Raw genomic sequence first — 17,575 nt, 5'->3', positions numbered from 1 at the left:
AGGGCTCATGGCTAGACACGGACAAAATCAATCAGACGGAATGGGGGTCGTATGGCTGGTCATGATTGGCTTGATCGCATTTTTCGGATGGATGTTTTGGCATCGCTGGCACGGCACCATTAGCTACTGGTCGCTCAAGTGGGTTTGGTACCAGCTTGCTGTTTTCGATTGGCCATTTATGCCTGAGGTGATTCGCGAGTGGCGCGCACAAGCTGCGGGTATGGCAATGTATCCATCAAGGGTTACTTTCCCCGAGCTTTTGAGCATTCTCAATAAGGCTGGTTATTTTTACATTCCCATACCGCTTTTCTTCATCGCGAGGGGCTTTCTTGCAGCTCACCGTCACCCGATGAACAAAACGCGCAGGAAGGTCACGGTTGAAACCCTGCCTTGGATCATGTCCAAGCACTCCCCCGCTATCATTCCTTCCCTGTACTACGGCAACCCTCAAACTCTGCTGCTAAACGATGATCCGGTCGAGCATCGCAGCGCTGTGCATCCCGAAGAATGGACGCTTGAGCAAGGACTGATAGTAAATCACAAGTTAGATCGTGAACGCTGCGGACAACTCCTGATCGAGTTCCTAGGCAAGCCGGTCGCGACACTCAACGAATTGAGTCCGACAGAGCGTGCAATGTTCGCAGTGTTCGGCGCTCGCCTCCTCTCGGACGGAAAAGACATCCGCGTAGCCCAGCAGCTCCTGGACGACCTCAACCGCTCTTGTCACACAGGTACGTTTGAAGGGAAAAAAGGGTACCCGGATCTCGGTTTAACTGACGCAGCATTCAAAAAATACTCAGCTCATCCTGACGCTCAGGCCTGGCTCCTCAGACACCCCTACCCCCGAACGATGCTGTTCGCCATGCACAAGGTTGCATCCAAAAGCGGCAAGTTGCCCTCTTCCCAGTTTCGCTGGTTGAAAGGGATGGATCGTAACCTTTTCTATGCCTTGAACATCGGTCTGCGCAAAGCCCCATATCTCGAACAAGGTGCAGTTTTCACTCAGATGCAGTGGGAAGAGTTCGCGGAAAACGTGGGTTATCGCCTTACCGAGCCATTCATTGAAGACGCGATTGATGGCGTCGAAAAATATCTCGCCAAACTAGGTTTGGTCGCCCGACAAGGAGAAACACAATGAAAAATCGCGACAGAATTCGACAGTACGATTCGTCTCTCCATGTCCACTTTGGATCTACCGGCGAGCGCCGTGCAGTTACGGCACTTTCGTTGAACGACAGTCTCCAGGTTCGCCTGGATGGAAAACGTCTGCTCTGGTCCAACTCTGCACAAGGGGAAAATCATGAGTGTTTGCTTGAAGAGTTCGGGTCCGATGCTCTGGCTGGTAATGCTTTTGAAGCAATGCAACATGCGCTCGACCGCTACTCACGGCGCCGTGTGATATTCAGCCGTGTGAAAGGTGCCGTTAAGTGGGGCTTACTGCCGGCGTTCGGTCTGATCTTTGCCCTCGGTTTGAACATGTACGCGGCCCGAATGACCGGTATCACTTCGCAAGCTGCACCTGGACCATCGGGCCAGGTGAATGAGCAGCCTGCTTTCAACCCAGGTGCAATGCAGCCTGGCTTTGCACCGCCACAACAGCCTCAGAATCTCCAGCTTGGTAACATCCCCGGGCTTCCACCAGCTGCTGACCCATCAATCGTCAAGCAAGCCATCAATGCAGGTACCAAGGCTGGTAAATACGCTGTACAGCTTTCTCAGGGGGGTAAAGGGACTGTCTATGTGTTCTCTGATCCATCTTGCCCACATTGCCGCAATTTTGAACCAGAACTTGAAAAGCTCGCTGCTGACTACACCATCCAGCTTTTTCCGGTATCAGTGATCGGCGGGCCTGAGTCCAGTACTGCGATTGCCCAAATGCTTTGCGCTAAACCTGAAGACCGTGCCAATTACTGGAAAAAGATCGTCAAGGGTGATCGCCTCGACGCACCGACTTGCCCCGAAGGCGAAGCCGCCGTATCGGCCAATGACCAGATATTCCGCAAGCTGAATTTCTTGGGCACTCCCACAGTGGTGAACACCAGCGGCGAACAAACTCCGCTGACCCTTCCGAATACCGCCCGGGCCATTTCGCAGTGGCTGGATCAAACAAAGGCGCAGTGAGGATATTCATGGGCAAGTACATCCGGTACACCGATGAATTCCTTGCCCGTGTGCGTGAGGACGCAGACCTGGTGGGGATCATAGGAAGAGACATCACCCTTAAAAAGGCAGGCAAGGCATTTAAGGCGTGCTGCCCTTTTCACGGAGAGAAAACACCCTCTTTTGAGGTATCGCCTGAGCGGAACACATACAAGTGCTATGGGTGCCCCGCACAAGGCGATGCGATCAAGTGGATGATGGAGTTTCACAAACTCCCCTTTCAAGAAGCAGTTGCCGCTGTGGCGTCGGACTCAGGGATCGTGGTTCCTGAATCACAGGTTGATGACTCAGCCGAATCGCAAATGCGCCGAAGTCGCTTGGCGTCTTTAAGCAAAGCCCTGCAAGACGCGTCGCGTTTATACGCGGGTGGCATCGAACGCAGTCCCACAGGTCGCCAGTACCTCACAACCACCCGCAGGCTTTCGGAAGAAACAATTACTTCCTACCAGTTGGGTACCGTCGCGACCGGCGTCGTTGAGCTGTTGGCTAAGCGTCACGATCCAGAAATACTCATTGAGTGCGGGCTGGCCATCCGTGCGGAGGACGGTCGTCTATTTGACCGCTTCCGCAACCGGATCATGATTCCGATCTACAACGAAAGCGGTGCTTTGATCGGGTTTGCAGGACGTTCCATGATCGAAAAGCCCGACCGAACACCCAAGTACCTGAATTCGCCTGAAACTGAGCTTTTTCATAAAGGCAACGAGTTGTATGCGTTGAACGTCGCCAAGTCGGCAATTCGTAGCGCTCGGCACGCTATCGTCGTTGAAGGCTATTTCGATGTGCTCACGGCTCACCAGGCCGGTGACTGCAGAGTGGTGGCCCCCATGGGGACCGCCCTTACAAATACTCAGGCAAGACGGCTATTCAGCAATGCCGACACCGTGACATTTGCCTTCGATGGGGATAAGCCTGGCCGATCTGCTGCGTTACGAGCCTCTGCAGTTGTTTTAGAGGAAATCCGCGACGGTAAAACAGCCCAGTTCCTTTTTCTACCCGAGGGCAGCGACCCCGATCAGCTGATCGCTTCGCATGGGCTTGATGCATGGAACGATGCATTGGCTACAGCATATCCATTGAGCAGGTTTTTGGCCGACTACGTGAAGCACGGCTTGGATATGGACGTACCAGAATCGCAGGTCCGCGCTGCTGAAAAGGCACGCAAAATACTCGCCCGCGTCCGTGAGGCAACCCTCTACAAACAAGCTCTTACCGCTCAGTTCGAAAGAACGATCGGTATGGCGTTGCCCGCCTAGGAGATCACCAAATGTCTCTCGACTCACAACACGAGATCAAGCCTGGCCGCATATCAAGGGACGTGCGCAGCTCTTGGACCAGGTTCAATGTTGCACTGTATCGCCCGAACAACTTCAAGCTTGCACTTTTAGCCATAGCTGGCCTGCTGTTCTATCAGCCAGTCTTGTGGCCGGTCTGGATCCTCTTCTTGTCCATGCTAATCATGGCCTTTAAGGACCAGAAATTTCGCATGCCTATCCGCATGCCCAAAGACATTGGCGGCTTGGATCGAACGGATTATTACGAGGAGCTGGTAGAGGAAAACTTTCTTTGGGGCTTGCTCACAAAGTCGCGGCTTTTTCGCAGGCTCTTAGCTGCTGGGGGCATCATGTACCTCGGTTTTCTCCGTACCCCGAATACGGGCGGAATTGCAGCGAGCGCTGATGAAGGCCGGGAGCTTTGGCTCAACAACTCCGATTGTCGTACCCACCTGTTTTTGCCAGGCACCACGGGCTCGGGCAAAAGTGAAACCCTGATGGGCATGTACTACAACGCCATCTGCTGGGGAACTGGAGCGTCGTACGGGGACGGTAAAGCTGACTCAAATCTTGCCTTCTGTCTCTGGTCGCTAGCTCGCAGGCATGGCCGAGAGGACGATTTCCTCATCCTCAACTACCTTACAGGCGGTATGGATCCCTTCGAACACATGGTGGCCAGGGAGTCTGGTCTTCATGCAATGAATCAGCCTCAATCGAACTCCATGAACCCTTTCGGGGACGCTGCGGCTGACTTCCTCCTGCAGCTGATGGCTTCCTTGCTACCCGTAGCCAGCGGTGACGGCGCTCAATGGCAGCAAAAAGCTCTCAACATGATCGATGCGCTGCTGCGTACGCTCTGTTACAAGCGCGCCAAAGGGGAACTTGAAATCTCCATCGGGGTGATCCGTCATTACCTGGCACTTCAAAACCTTGTCCAATTTTACATCGAGGGCCAGCAAGGGCTGATCCCTGAGCTGGCCTACCTGCCGATCAAAGCCTACTTTGAAACCGGCCTACCAGGTTTCAACCCACAACTCGCTGGTGATCCATCGAAGTGGGATGCAGAGGTGTTCAACCAGCATGGTTATTTGACCGGCCAGTTTGCTCGCACTCTGTCGATGATGATGGACACGTACGGTCATATTTTTGCGGACAAATTCCCGGAAATTGACATGCTCGATGTCCTCCTCAACGACCGGCTGATCGCAGTCATGATCCCGACTCTCGAAAAATCTGCGTCCGAGGCAGCATCGCTGGGCAAGCTGTACATTTCATCAATCCGGCTGATGATGGCCCAAAATCTTGGCTACCGCTTAGAAGGTACTCGGGCAGACGTCCTGGATACCAAAGCTACAAATGCCCCTAATCCGTACCTGATCATCAGCGATGAGTTGGCCTATTACTTCGCTGCAGGCATCGCAGTAATGTTTGCTCAAGCGCGAAGCCTTGGCTTCATGATGGTCGCCGCCGTGCAGGATATTCAGGGCCTTAAACGAGGCGAGGCTGCCGACGAGGCACCTTCCATGCTTGCCAACACCAAAGTGAAATGGGTGCTGGCCTTGGAAGACCCAGAGGACACGTACGATTACATTCGCAAGGCCGGTGGAGAGGCTTACTACAGCGTGCTCACCGGCTACGACCAGAACACCGGTGGTGCCTACCAAGCGCAGGGTGCAGCGAACATCGAGCGACGAAACAAGATCGAGCTTGGGGAGCTGAAAAAACTGCAGGCTGGTGAGGGAATGCTGATTTTTAAAGATGCTGTAATCCCAGCATCAAGCTTCTACATCCCCGACGATCACAAGAAAACCAGCAAACTTTCTGCCCGTATCAACCGATTCCTGCAGGTCGAGCGGCCGGAATTCAGCCGACTGCCACAAAGTGCTGAGCGCATCAGTAAGCAGGATACCCACTCTGTCGACTACATCGCGGCCCAGCTTCGCCGGGTCGAGAAACCCTACTACCCAGCCCTCGAAGACCCGATCCTCGATCAGGTTGTGGCAACTGCGCGGCACCTGGACAGCATTCAGCGTTTCGACGTGCCCGCTGAACAGCGTGGCATCGCGTTATTCCAAGCGGCTAGAAAAGCGCTTCATGCAGCGGAAGTTCAAGGCCTTACTGGATATTTTCACCAACCGAAACCCGATCTTGAACCCGAGGAAATGCTCGGCGACGACGGGGAGGATTTTGAAATTCCAGAAGATGCATATGATTAATAAGGGGGCACGATGACAGCAATCAAGCTGGGCAACGACTTTTGGAAATACACCAAGGACCAGGTGGAACTTCCTATTTATTGGCGTCCTGATGCAGTGTCGAATCATCACGTCGGTGTTGCAGGAACCTCCGGAGCAGGCAAGACGCACTGGATCCGGGAGTTCGTCACCAACATGGATGAGCAGGTGGAAATCGACATCTTCGACTATCACGGTGACATCGAGATACCAGGTGCAGAAACTGTCCTTTTCAGCGAAGCGACACGCTATGGGTTTAACCCACTGGTGTTGAACACAGACCCCCACTACGGGGGCGTGCGTAGGGCTGTGAATGATGTGATTGAAGCTATGAACAGCACATCCCGAAAGCTTGGTGGCAACCAGGAAGGGGTTCTGCGCCACCTGCTCACCGACGCTTACGCAGCCCGCGGGATCTATGTGGATAAGCCACATACTTGGCAGCGTCGAGAAGCCTCCGATGACGAAATCAAAGACATCATCAAACACAAGCGCTGGGCAGATCTGAAAGCCGTCTACCCTACCCTCTCCGATGTTGTGCGGCTGGCCAAACGCAAGTTGCGAGCCCTCTGGATGGGGATAGACGACCAGGACGACGGCAAACAGGCATTGAGCTGCTTTGAGGACTACTGCAGAACAATGGCTGCAATGAACAAGCGCCGGGCGGACTTGGCCAAGTCGCAAGGTCGTAATGGCGATGGGGATATTGAAGCCCTGGAGAAGCGTCTCGACACGTCGAAAATCAAAGCGACGGAGGCACACCAAACGTTCTTGAACAACCTGCAAACAGGGCGAGAATTCGATGACGCGATGAAGTACCACAGCAAGGATGTGATGCTAAGCGTCATTACTCGACTGGAAAACCTGATCGCGACCGGGATTTTCAATCCCAATCCGCCCCCTTTCGGCAATGCGCGGATTCGCCGGCACAACATCAAACCCCTTGCGCAGTCCGAGGATGAGTTGAAGATGTTTGTCAGATTCCGGATGCGCGCGATCATCCGGGAGATGATGCAGCGTGGGGAGTCCCACGGAAAACTGCGTCGGTTGATCGTCCTGGACGAGTCCAAAAAATTCAATGACGAAGACGCCTCAAATCCGATCAACGTGGTCGTCACTGAGATGCGTAAATTCGGCCTTGCAATACTTCTGGCGGGACAGTCGCCTGCTCATTTCAGTTCAGACTTTATCAAGAACGCTGGCACCCTTCTGTTACTGAATCTGGCTACCGCTGACTGGGACGAGGCTGCGCGGAAGCTGAAAATCGATATCAAAGACTTGAAGTACCTTCGTCCACAAACAAGCGGTGCGGTACGCATGCTTGAAAAAGGACAGATCGCAAATTTCCGCCAAATTCACTTCTAAACGAGCGAAGTCGCCATGACCCCAGTTGTGTTGAACCTGATCCGCACTATCCGCCGCCTCAGCATGGCCGTGGCCTACATTGTAATCTTCGGCCTCATTTTCTATGGGATGGCATTGCAATTTAGCGGGAGGGAGCTTGAGCGCGGCTTGATGGAGTCGAGCCTCCATTGCGCTTTTGTAGCTTTGGGCACCCGGCTCCTGATCGACATCTTTTTTGGTGACAAGCTGAAGGCGAAAGCCTAATATACGTATGTACGTACGTACGCATTAATTTACAGGCGGGGCGGCTACCCCGGATCTGCGATGTCTAGGAGCGTTACATGACTTTGAAAATACCCTGCGGCAATATTTCGCAAGCTCTTGCAGAGCTTCTACCAGGTGAGTCCCTGCTGATTCCTTGCAACGGAAAGACGATCCAAGTTACTCAATCCAGCATCACGTCTATGTTGAAAAAGCGAAACCTGATCATGGCTGAATTCTCCCAGAGGAAAACGCTCTTGGTTCGGGATGAACATTCATTACCCGACCCGCTGATACTGGTGTCCAGGCTCAGCGTGCGCGAGGGGCCGTCAGCAGCTTGACCAACCTTTACCCACGTCAGCGGTGCCCCTCTCCTCGGTTCACCGCTGACAAGCAACGTGTAATGCGCCATACGGAGAGATATTTTACGATGAGACTCATGACCCCAGACGCTGAGGATAAGCGTGAAATGGCTGGCCGGATGTACGAGATCTGCGACCTGAAAATTGCTCTTGAAAATGGGCATTTTTCGAGCCTCGAAGACGTTCTTTCGTACGCAACTGAGCAGACTAAAGAGCTGCAAGCTGTGTTGGAGGTCCCTCAGTGGATTGTGAATGACAGGTGCTGTGTTGATATCAAAGCCTCAATAGAGCAGGTCAATACTGGACCAGATAGCCTTCAGCCAGGTCCGACACGGCGTTGGTACTGACAGCTCAAAGATGACTCTAAGAACCCTGCATTCGCGGGGTTTTGAGGTATAAGGACCACCATTTACGAGTGTCCGCTTTTCCAAAGGAATGAATATGAAATTGACTATAGCGATGGTGCTTTTTCTGGTTTTTGCAATTTGCTTGCTTGAAACCGGTCTGCAGACGGGTTTGCATTGGGTGAGCCAACTGGGGTTTGGTTTCCTGTGCATATCGACTGTGTTGTTGTTTACGGACATGTTTGTCTCTGTCGTTGAATCATTCAAAACGAATGAATCACATGTCGAGGGATGAGAGCCAAAAGCTGCTCGTGATCGGCGGTCCATTTGATGGCCAGCGAATGGCTCGTGCCGGCGACGAGTTCACAGAGGTCGTTGGAACCAAAAGCAGTCGTCTTCACGGACGCTACTGCTACAAGCTGCGCTGGCACCCGATGCTGAAAAAATTGGTCTGGGCCTTACCTGAGAACAAAAGCGTTAAGCTTCCTCCTGCAGACTGCTGCCAAGGAGCTTCAGGCACCAGTCCTGAGATCCGCAGCCTAGAGATGGAAAATCATCGTGAGTAGCCACCCTTTCGTAACCCTTACAGCCACGCTTGTTGGTGAAACCGAGATCCCGCATGCAGGCGCAAGTCGCTTTGACAAAGCTGAGTACCAAGCTCTAATTGAGGCGCTGCGACTTATCGGGCCTGACCAGTGCCGTGCCATTCTGGATAACCCTTCGCAAGCTCACCTATTGGAGGCTGCGTTTGGGAAACTTTTGCACGTGTTGGCATCACCTGCAGCTTCGTAGGAGGTAGGCATGAGTCAATTTACTGATCTGCTATGCGGTATTGCTACGGAGTGGCGCACACGCAACCAGGAGCACCAGAGTGGCGTTGTATTGCTGTGGCAAGGGGCGGTCTATGGCTGGAAAGACTGCTTGCGTGATGCTACTCATGAGCGGCCAGGCGTCTACGCGGTAGACGAGGATGGCCATGTCTTCCTCGCCGAAGGTGGCAACGATTATGACGGTGCGAAATGTTGGGTCGTTGTTTCACCTGATGCTCCTGCACCAATAGTGCTTTACGTTTACCGCTGCGCTGGCTGTGGCCATGCTGGACAGGTGCATCTGATGGAGCTGACACCGGAGATCACTACAGCCTGTTCTGCGTGCGGAACTGAAGTGTTAGCCGAATGGGACGGCGGCGTCGAAATGACAACCTCCCCCCCGTGATGCCGGTGATGAGATATACGACCAGGCCCGCTAACGACTGAAATACCTTTGACCGTGGAAGAAACAATGATCGCTAACTCGAACTATGCGGCTGACGCGATAGAGCTTTTGAACGGGCTGGGGGTTCACCAGGCCTCTCCGAATATTTGGGAGCTCACGGACGTGCATACTGCAAGCGAGTCCCATGTTCATCATTCTCAAATGCCCGCCGCGCTAGCAGCCTACGCAGCGGTTAACGCAACTTTCGCGGCTGGGCGATTCGGGGTTTGGGGAGCAATGGAACCAAAAACCAACGTAAGCCTTACCACCTCCGCTCAGAGCCCTCTTCCCAGGCATCCGCCTCGATAAAACAATTGCGCATCTCGGCTTCCTGGCTGATCTCGGTCAGCAGATCATGTACCGTCTTATCCAATGCCTCATCATTGCGATATGGAATGCTCAGTGCGTAGTTGCCCGACTCCAGTGGCTTCATGCCATAGGGTTCCAGGCAGTAACGCTCGATGTTCTCTTTTGCCCGCTTTTTGCCACGCACGAACTTGCTGTTGTTCTCGACGGCCAGGCGCAATATGACCGTCGCGATCCGTTCGGCATCGTCCACTGCCGGTGGGACTGTAATGTCGAGATGCAGGGAGATTTTTGTGGGTACGCCGATCGTTATGCCGCGATGCCGGAGGTAGCGGTAAAGCGTACTTTTGGAGATGTGCAGTTTCTTGCCAATGGCGCTCACACTTAACCGTCCCTCGCGGTACAGCGTTTCTGCGGCCATAGCTGTCGCTTCGGCTTGAGCTGGCAACCCCTTCGGACGGCCACCGACTCGACCACGTGACCGTGCAGCGGACAAGCCGGCCTGTGTGCGCTCACGAATCAACTCGCGTTCGAACTCTGCCAATGAAGCGAACAGGTTGAACACAAAGCGCCCTTGCGCGTGAGTGGTATCGATGGGGTCATTCAGACTTTGCAGGCCAACGTTACGAGCGGCCAATTCACCGACCAGTTCGACCAGGTGCTTGAGTGAGCGTCCCAGACGATCCAGCTTCCAAATCACCACGGCATCACCGGCTCGCACATGAACCAATAATTTATCCAGTTCCGGACGTGCGCTTTTTGAGCCGCTGGCAACGTCTTGATAGATCCGCTCGCAGCCTGCCTTTTTCAGAGCATCGATCTGGAGGTCTGCGTTCTGATCCCGAGTACTCACCCGCGCATAGCCAATTTTCATCAGAAGTACCGTTTACTCAACAGATAAATTGAAAATAGAACCTTGATTAACGATACCAGTATTTAAAACCATAATGAGGCTTAACTCAGAGCAGGGCTGGTCTTCCGTTAAAGTTCTATAAAACGAGGGTTTTATCGAACCATTGCGAAGCGGCAAGGAACGGGTGTATAAACACACAAACACCTGTTATTGGAGAAGTCATGAACACCACTCGCTGGAACGTCGCCGTCTCTACCGACACCGACCAATCGCTTCGCATGTTTCTGGCCAGCCAAGGCGGTGGCCGTAAGGGCGACCTGTCGCGCTTCATCGAAGAGGCGGTGCGGGCACACATCCTGGAACTGAGCGCTGAACAGGCCAAGGCTTTCAACGTCCATCTAAGTGAGGCAGAGCTGACCGACGCGGTTGATGAAGCGCTCGACTGGGCACGTAAACGCTGATGCGGGTTGTATTGGATACCAACATTCTATTCAGCGCGCTGATCTCACCGCATGGGGCCCCTGATGTGATCTATCGGGCCTGGCGTTCGGCTCGCTTCGAGGTAGTAACCTCACGGGCACAGCTCGATGAGATTCGGCGCGCTAGTCGATACCCCAAGCTTCAGGCCATCCTGCAGCCTGCCAAAGTCGGAGCCATGATCAACAACCTGCAACGCGCAGTAGTATTGGAGCGCTTGGTCATCGAGGTTGAAGCCGATGATCCGGATGATTCATTTCTGCTGGCCATGGCCTTGGCGGGCAATGCGGACTATCTGGTGACCGGTGATCGCCGCGCCGGCCTCTTGCAGCGCGGGCATATCGAACGCACGCGGATTGTCACCCCCGCGGTGTTCTGCGCCGAGGTACTGTGATCCATGCCGGTCGGCTTTCTGACCCAGGAGCAGCGCGACGGCTTTGGTCGCTACATCGAGGCACCCAGCCGTGATGAACTGGAGCGCTACTTCCACCTGAGCGATGAAGACCGTGAAGCCGTCCAGGTACTACGCGGCAACCATAACCGCCTGGGCTATGCCGTTCTGCTGACTACCGTTCGCTTCGTGGGTGTTTTGCCGGACAAGCCCGTTGCTGTGCCGGTGGAAGTCCTGCATGTACTTTGTCGGCAATTGGCAATCGCCGACCCTGACTGTCTTGCGCGTTACAGCGATCATCGTCGCTGGATACATACGGCCGATATTCAAGAGCGCTATGGCTATCGCCACTTTACAGACCCTGGCATCGGCTTTCGTTTGAGCCGATGGCTGTATGCCCTCTGCTGGACAGGCACAGATCGGCCTGGTGTGCTGTTTGAACGAGCCGCCTCATGGCTGTTCACACAGAAAGTCCTATTGCCTGGGGTTTCCCAGTTAGAGCGTTTCATTGCCCAACTGCGTAGCCGCGTTGAAGAACGCCTCTGGTACACCTTAGGCCGCAGCGTGACCGAGGAACAGAGACAACACCTACAAGACTTGCTTCTGGTGGCTGAAGGCAACCGCAGTTCCCGGCTGGATCAACTACGCTCCGGCCCGGTGATGGTCAGTGGCCCTGCTCTGATTCGGGCGCTGCGTCGGCTGGATGATGTGCGTGGGTTGGGTATCGCCTTGCCGCCGGCTGCACATATCCCGCCCAGCCGTATTGCAGCCCTGGCCCGCTTTTCCAACACGGCCAAGGTCACGGCCATCAATCGACTGCCGGCGTCGCGCCGGTTGGCGACGCTGGTGGCGTTCGCGGTTTCCCTTGAAGCCAGTGCGCACGACGATGCGCTGGAAGTTCTGGAGGCGCTACTACGTGATATTTTCAACAATGCGGAGAAGGCTGACAAGAAAGCCCGGTTGCGTAGCCTAAAAGACCTGGATCGCTCGGCGGCAACACTCGCTGCTGCGTGCAAGGTCGTGCTGGATAGCTCGATCAGCGATGACAACGTCCGTTCCCAGCTGTTCAACGACCTGCCACGTGTCAGGCTGGAGAAAGCCCTGGAAGAGGTCACTGCGTTGATCCGTCCGGCCAACGATGTATTTTACCTCGCCCTGGAGGAGCGCTACCGCAGTGTGCGCCGCTTCCTTCCCGATCTTCTGAAACATATTCGCTTCGGCTTCAGTCCCGCCGGCAAGGGGGTGGCGGCTAGTCTGGACTGGTTGCAACTGAATCTACCTCGCAGGAAGCCCGAGGATGACGCGCCGCAGGAGATTGTTGCCAAGGCCTGGCAGAACCACATCACCCGCGAAGATGGCTCCCTCGACATGGGCGCCTATGTCTTCTGCACGCTCGATGCACTACGCACGGCCCTACGCCGCCGCGATGTCTTTGTTGCACCCAGTTGGCGCTATGCCGACCCGCGTATCGGTCTGCTCGATGGCGCAGAATGGCTGTCGGCGCGACCGATCATCTGCCGCTCACTGGGCTTGACCATCGACGCCAAAACCACTTTGGACGCTTTGTCTGCTGAGCTGGATTCAACGTGGCAGGCGGTTGCCGCCCGACTTCCCGACAACCCGGCCATCCAGCTAAGTGAGAGCGCAGAGGGTAAAACCGAGCTGTCCCTCGGGGCGCTGGACAAGTTGGAGGAGCCAAACTCGCTATTGCAACTGCGTGCAGCAGTGGCCGACTTGATGCCGCGTGTCGATCTGCCGGAAATCCTATTGGAAATCGCGGCCCGTACCGGCTTCGCTGAGGCCTTCACCCATGTATCCGAACGCAATACGCGGGCCGACAACCTGGTGACAAGTCTGTGCGCCGTGCTGCTGGGAGGCGCCTGTAACACCGGCCTGGAGCCATTGATCCGCAACGATAACCAAGCGCTGCGCCGTGATCGGCTGTCGTGGGTCAGCCAGAACTATCTCCGTGACGACACCCTGTCAGCAGCCAACGCCATTCTGGTGTCGGCGCAAAGCCAACTGGAGCTGGCTCAGATCTGGGGCGGCGGCGAAGTGGCCTCCGCCGATGGCATGCGTTTCGTCGTACCAGTGCGCACCGTGCATGCTGGGCCCAACCCGAAATACTTCGGTACCGGCCGGGGCGTCACCTGGTACAACCTGATTTCCGACCAGTTCTCCGGCCTGAACGCCATCACAGTACCCGGCACCTTGCGCGACAGCCTGGTACTGCTTGCGGTTGTGCTGGAACAACAGACCGAATTGCAGCCCACACAAATCATGACCGATACCGGTGCCTACAGCGATGTGGTGTTCGGGTTGTTCCGTTTGCTCGGTTATCACTTCTGCCCGCGCTTGGCCGATGTCGGCGGCACCCGCTTCTGGCGCACACGCCCAGAAGCGGATTACGGCAAGCTCAACGGACTCGCCCGGCAGTCGGTCAAGCTCGACCTGATCGCGGAACACTGGGATGACCTACTACGCCTAGCTGGTTCACTCAAGCTCGGTCGAGTGCCGGCGACCGGCATCATGCGCACGCTGCAAACGGGAGATCGTCCGACCCGCCTGGCCCAAGCGCTGGCAGAGTTTGGGCGGATCGAGAAAACCCTGCACACACTGACCTACATCGATGATGAGTCCAAGCGCCGCGCCACCCTGACCCAACTGAACCGAGGCGAAGGTCGGCACAGCCTGGCCCGTGCCGTGTTCCATGGCAAACGCGGCGAGCTTCGCCAGCGCTATCGCGAAGGTCAAGAGGATCAACTCGGTGCTTTGGGCCTGGTGGTGAACATCATCGTGCTGTGGAACACCCTCTACATGACGGCAGCTGTGGAACGGCTAAAGCAGCACGGCTACCCGGTGCAGGAAGAGGATCTGGTTCGGCTGTCGCCGCTGATCTTCGAGCATATCAATATGTTGGGACGGTACTCCTTCGCGGTACCGGAAGAAGTCGCCCGAGGTGAGCTACGGCCACTGCGTAATCCAGAGGAAGACCTGTAGCTGTTTGTGATCGAAAGCGGCCATGCCCAGGCTGACGGTTATTTATTCTCAGGTAAAGAACTCAACCTCTCCACCCACAAGCTTATAGATAGCGCCTACAATTTTTATTTTCCCATCCTGCTCGAGCTTATTCAGGGTGGGGCTGTGTTGACGGATATCGGCCAGCGTCATCTTGATGTTGGTGCGGGCAACGGAATCGACAAAGTCATAGTTGTCAGCCGTACGCTCACCTGCGTATGCCGTTTCAGTAATTGCCGGTTTAATTTTGCTCAGCAATCCAGTCAGGTTTCCCAGTTCGGCGTTGGCAATGGCACCCTTCACCGCACCACAGGAGGTATGCCCCATCACCACTATTACCTTGGCCCCTGCCAGAGCACAGGCAAATTCCATGCTGCCGAGAATGTCTTCGTTTTCCACATTGCCAGCCACACGGCAGTTAAACGTTTCACCAATACCGGCATCCAGCAGGATTTCCGCCGGAGCGCGCGAATCAATACAGCTTAAAATTACCGCTGACGGATACTGCCCCTTTTGACTGGCGCGCTTTTGCGCCAAATAGTCATGCTGCTGCATTTTGCCTTCACGGAAACGCAGATTGCCAGATTTCAGGCTTTCAATGACCTCATCCGGCGTCATTTTATCTCGCTCTTCTTTGCTAAGCGCTGCGGCAAAAGACACTGAAGGCACAGTTAACCCGGCCACTCCAGTAATCGCCAATGTGGAAAGGGCAGCTCCGCGCTTGAGCAGCATGCGGCGGGATGGGTGTTGCGGGTCAGATTGGCTCATTGTTCAGCTCCTAGATTGTGGTGTTGGGCCACATTAACTCGGATGCACATTGCCGTAAGCAATACTTTCGAAAAGTACGGAAGATCAATCGAGGGAATTGCCTAGGAAGAAGGCTCTGAGCGGAGGTGGTAAGGCTTACGTTGGTTTTTGGTTCCATTGCTCCCCAAACCCCCACCTCATCTTCTTGTAGATCAAAGTGTTTGTGCAGTAGTGCCACGCCAAATCTGTCTATGCAGTTGTGCTTTTTCAATATTTCAAATATTTCATTTAGACATGGCAGGTCCTCATCGTCTATGGGTCTAACATTGTCGATATGGTTAATTTCACCCCACAGTAAAGAAATCATTTTATTTATCTCCACTATGAACGTTTAACTAGCGAAATGTTACAGATTTAATAGGGGTCTTAGTCTGCGAATCTTCATGGGAGACGGGACTAATCAGAGCCCTCGCTCTTGGATAACATTAGACGCTCGCGCGCAAAATTCCACCCATTCCGATAAGGCGGCGTATAGAGCCTTAGCGGCATCTGAGGTTGGCGCGTACTTATCTCTGTCGCAAGCCCATCTGGTGAACCGCTTCAGGGTATGCAGGCATCGTAGTCAGTGTCTGAGGGTCGGTTGAGGTCAATTTTGACTTCAAGAATCTAGACGTGGAGGGGAGGCCTCATGCCCGGCAAGACTTTAATTTCCATTGGCATGAGGCGCATGTTATTCGTGAACAGGCAAGATCCAAGTTTAAGCTTGTTTACTGATATTTTGCGGAGCCGATGAACTTAGAGAAATGCTCGCACCATATTTGGATCGTTGTAAACTCGTTGACGTTGACGCTTGCAGGAATGGTTTTCTTGAAATTCCCGAAGTTTTTCAATTCGCCAATCAGAATTGCTTCTTTCTTTATGTCCAAAAACGATTCTTTGTCGGTGGCTTGTTTCTTTGTCAGGTAAATTTTGTAGTCTGGACCAGGTGCTACATCACCTTTAAATACAATTTCGTTATCCGTAACAAAAAGTTGTCCATTCGCCCAGTGAAGGGCGTCGCTGCCTTTCTGATCTTTCTTGAACTCTCCGCTATACTTTGCCACCTTTTGCACTTCTTCAATTTCGGCGATGGTGGCGTTTTCTTGTGCTGTCAAAATCGGAAGTATATAGATCCCTAGCCCAACTCCCGCGCCAAACAGAGCCAGGTGGGACGCGAGCAGAATTATTTTTAATTGCTTTTTCATGGGTTGCCTCATGCAGTGAGTTATTTGGTGTGTCCATCACAATCCATTAGTTCGAACAGGGTGCGGTATGTGCTGATAGCGATATTGTTAGTGGGGTGCTAGCTTAGCTACCATGACTGTGTTGGATGAATGACAGGTGTAAAAATAGATGTCTCTTACGGTAACTGTCAAGGTATCTGTCGCCCTGTTTGATTTTTATGCAGCTATTTTCTCTACCTCCCTAACTACTCGGCGCTCTGGGTTTAGCGATACTAATGTCACAGGATGCCAGTTGCGGGTGTCACCACTCCAGCGCTCAGGATGCGCAGCTCTGGCTGCAAGGTTGAGCGCATGTCTCTTGGCTAATATGGCTTTGTCTTCTCCTGTGTGGCGCTGCATCGGCGTCACGAAGCGGATAGCACTGTGGCGGTGCTCATAGTTGTACCACTGGACGAAGCCGTGCACCCAACGCTGGGCAGCTGATAGGTCAGCGAAGCCACTGACGGGGTAGTTCGGCACATACTTGCAGGTGCGGAACAGAGCCTCGGAGAAGGCGTTATCGTTGCTCACACGCGGTCGACTGAACGAAGGCTGGATCTGCAGATCTCTCAGCTTCTCAAGCAAGGTGACGCCTTTGAAGGGGCTGCCGTTATCAGCGTGCAGCACCAGAGGCTGGCCTACCATGTTTTCGGCCAGCACGGCTCGTTCAATGACACGGCGTGAGTTAGCTGCAGACTCCCCCAGAAAGGCTTCCCAGCCCACGACTTTACGGCTGAAGATGTCGAGGATCATCACCAGATAGTAGTAGGTACCCTTGGCTGGCCCAGGAAGCCAGGTGCAGTCCCAGGACCATACCTGGTTGGGGGCGATTGCTGTATGGGGTTGTACGCCGGAATCCCAGAAATTTCCGTCAGCCCAGCTCCAGTCCCGCCACGAGCGCATCCAGGTCGATGAACTTGCCGTCAGTCTGGAAGGTGTAATGCCCGTTCAGCAGGATGTGCCGCCAGGCCGCTGGCGACATCTGCGTGATCAACGCCAGCGCCTTGGCATTGCCAGCTGCCTCGTACTTCGTCAGCAGCAGGGACAGGATCGCCGAGTTGTAGAAGATGATCGCGTTGCCGATCAGCCTGGCGCACTGGTTGCTGATCTCGATTTCGATGTCGGTGCGGCCGGTCAATTCCTTCTTCCCACCGACTTGGGCGATGGTCGAGCGTAGCTGGTGATAGGGCTCAATGCGGTTCTGCGAGCGGTGAACATTACGCTCCAGTTGCGGGTCGCGCAGGTAGCGCAGTGTGTAGATACTGCGGATGAGCTTGTCGAACTCGAA

General features: G+C 54.3%; 16 protein-coding genes and 2 pseudogenes. 13 read left to right on the top strand and 5 right to left on the bottom strand.

Annotated elements, in window-relative coordinates:
* Positions 1-7 precede the first annotated feature (7 nt).
* The 10 genes and pseudogenes from ACZRN6_RS32795 to ACZRN6_RS32750 all read left to right on the top strand — a co-directional run.
* Positions 8-1,138 carry a secretion/conjugation apparatus DotM-related subunit gene (locus ACZRN6_RS32795; protein WP_106118778.1) on the top strand — a complete coding sequence of 377 codons (1,131 nt, stop codon included), beginning with the start codon at positions 8-10 and terminating at the stop codon, positions 1,136-1,138.
* On the top strand, positions 1,135-2,121 hold the full coding sequence (locus tag ACZRN6_RS32790; protein ID WP_016355617.1) for a DsbC family protein: 987 nt from the start codon (positions 1,135-1,137) through the stop codon (positions 2,119-2,121). The genes ACZRN6_RS32795 and ACZRN6_RS32790 overlap by 4 nt, the downstream gene beginning before the upstream one ends.
* A gap of 8 nt (positions 2,122-2,129) precedes the next feature.
* Complete coding sequence (gene dnaG / locus ACZRN6_RS32785; RefSeq protein ID WP_106118777.1) at positions 2,130-3,416, top strand: DNA primase; 1,287 nt, start codon at positions 2,130-2,132, stop codon at positions 3,414-3,416.
* 11 nt (positions 3,417-3,427) lie between these two features.
* Positions 3,428-5,650: a TraM recognition domain-containing protein gene (locus ACZRN6_RS32780; protein WP_464009748.1), complete on the top strand. Its 2,223-nt coding sequence runs from the start codon at positions 3,428-3,430 to the stop codon at positions 5,648-5,650.
* Positions 5,651-5,662: 12 nt separating this feature from the next.
* A complete protein-coding gene (locus ACZRN6_RS32775) occupies positions 5,663-7,033 on the top strand; it encodes an ATP-binding protein (protein ID WP_054998547.1) in 1,371 nt (456 codons plus the stop codon).
* A 15-nt stretch (positions 7,034-7,048) separates the two neighbouring features.
* Complete coding sequence (locus ACZRN6_RS32770; protein WP_106118816.1) at positions 7,049-7,276, top strand: hypothetical protein; 228 nt, start codon at positions 7,049-7,051, stop codon at positions 7,274-7,276.
* Between the two features lie 77 nt (positions 7,277-7,353).
* Positions 7,354-7,614: a hypothetical protein gene (locus ACZRN6_RS32765; protein WP_106118815.1), complete on the top strand. Its 261-nt coding sequence runs from the start codon at positions 7,354-7,356 to the stop codon at positions 7,612-7,614.
* 98 nt (positions 7,615-7,712) lie between these two features.
* Positions 7,713-7,982 (top strand): hypothetical protein, encoded by a 270-nt coding sequence (locus ACZRN6_RS32760; protein ID WP_231503403.1) that lies wholly within the window; start codon positions 7,713-7,715, stop codon positions 7,980-7,982.
* Between the two features lie 94 nt (positions 7,983-8,076).
* Positions 8,077-8,274 carry a hypothetical protein gene (locus ACZRN6_RS32755; protein WP_004666748.1) on the top strand — a complete coding sequence of 66 codons (198 nt, stop codon included), beginning with the start codon at positions 8,077-8,079 and terminating at the stop codon, positions 8,272-8,274.
* Between the two features lie 506 nt (positions 8,275-8,780).
* Positions 8,781-9,023: pseudogene (locus ACZRN6_RS32750) on the top strand (antirestriction protein ArdR); the annotation flags it as partial.
* A 472-nt stretch (positions 9,024-9,495) separates the two neighbouring features.
* Here ACZRN6_RS32750 and ACZRN6_RS32745 read toward each other — a convergent pair.
* Entirely contained in the window at positions 9,496-10,413 is a 918-nt protein-coding gene (locus tag ACZRN6_RS32745) for a recombinase family protein (protein WP_047306926.1), read from the bottom strand.
* Between the two features lie 200 nt (positions 10,414-10,613).
* Here ACZRN6_RS32745 and ACZRN6_RS32740 point away from each other — a divergent pair, with 200 nt between their 5' ends.
* Genes ACZRN6_RS32740 through ACZRN6_RS32730 form a run of 3 tightly spaced genes read left to right on the top strand, consistent with a single transcriptional unit; the run spans position 10,614 to position 14,260 of the window.
* The gene (locus tag ACZRN6_RS32740; RefSeq protein WP_034011918.1) at positions 10,614-10,853 is read left to right on the top strand and encodes a ribbon-helix-helix domain-containing protein; all 240 of its coding nucleotides are present in this window, start codon (positions 10,614-10,616) and stop codon (positions 10,851-10,853) included.
* Complete coding sequence (locus tag ACZRN6_RS32735; protein WP_034011919.1) at positions 10,853-11,263, top strand: putative toxin-antitoxin system toxin component, PIN family; 411 nt, start codon at positions 10,853-10,855, stop codon at positions 11,261-11,263. Before ACZRN6_RS32740 ends, ACZRN6_RS32735 begins: the two co-directional genes overlap by 1 nt.
* Positions 11,264-11,266: 3 nt before the next feature.
* Entirely contained in the window at positions 11,267-14,260 is a 2,994-nt protein-coding gene (locus ACZRN6_RS32730) for a Tn3 family transposase (RefSeq protein WP_060495417.1), read from the top strand.
* Between the two features lie 48 nt (positions 14,261-14,308).
* Here ACZRN6_RS32730 and ACZRN6_RS32725 read toward each other — a convergent pair whose 3' ends face one another.
* The 4 genes and pseudogenes from ACZRN6_RS32725 to ACZRN6_RS32710 all read right to left on the bottom strand — a co-directional run.
* Positions 14,309-15,046: a carbonic anhydrase gene (locus tag ACZRN6_RS32725; RefSeq protein WP_034011920.1), complete on the bottom strand. Its 738-nt coding sequence runs from the start codon at positions 15,044-15,046 to the stop codon at positions 14,309-14,311.
* A 746-nt stretch (positions 15,047-15,792) separates the two neighbouring features.
* Positions 15,793-16,269, bottom strand: coding sequence for a DM13 domain-containing protein (locus tag ACZRN6_RS32720; RefSeq protein ID WP_464009747.1), 477 nt, complete (start codon positions 16,267-16,269; stop codon positions 15,793-15,795).
* Between the two features lie 195 nt (positions 16,270-16,464).
* Positions 16,465-17,127 (bottom strand): annotated as a pseudogene (locus ACZRN6_RS32715) (transposase); the annotation flags it as partial.
* A 31-nt stretch (positions 17,128-17,158) separates the two neighbouring features.
* The coding region (locus ACZRN6_RS32710; RefSeq protein WP_464009746.1) for a Tn3 family transposase at positions 17,159-17,575 on the bottom strand (417 nt) is incomplete at its 5' end.

The sequence above is a fragment of the Pseudomonas sp. A125 genome (assembly GCF_055409485.1).
This window is presented reverse-complemented; position numbering and strand designations above follow the sequence as displayed.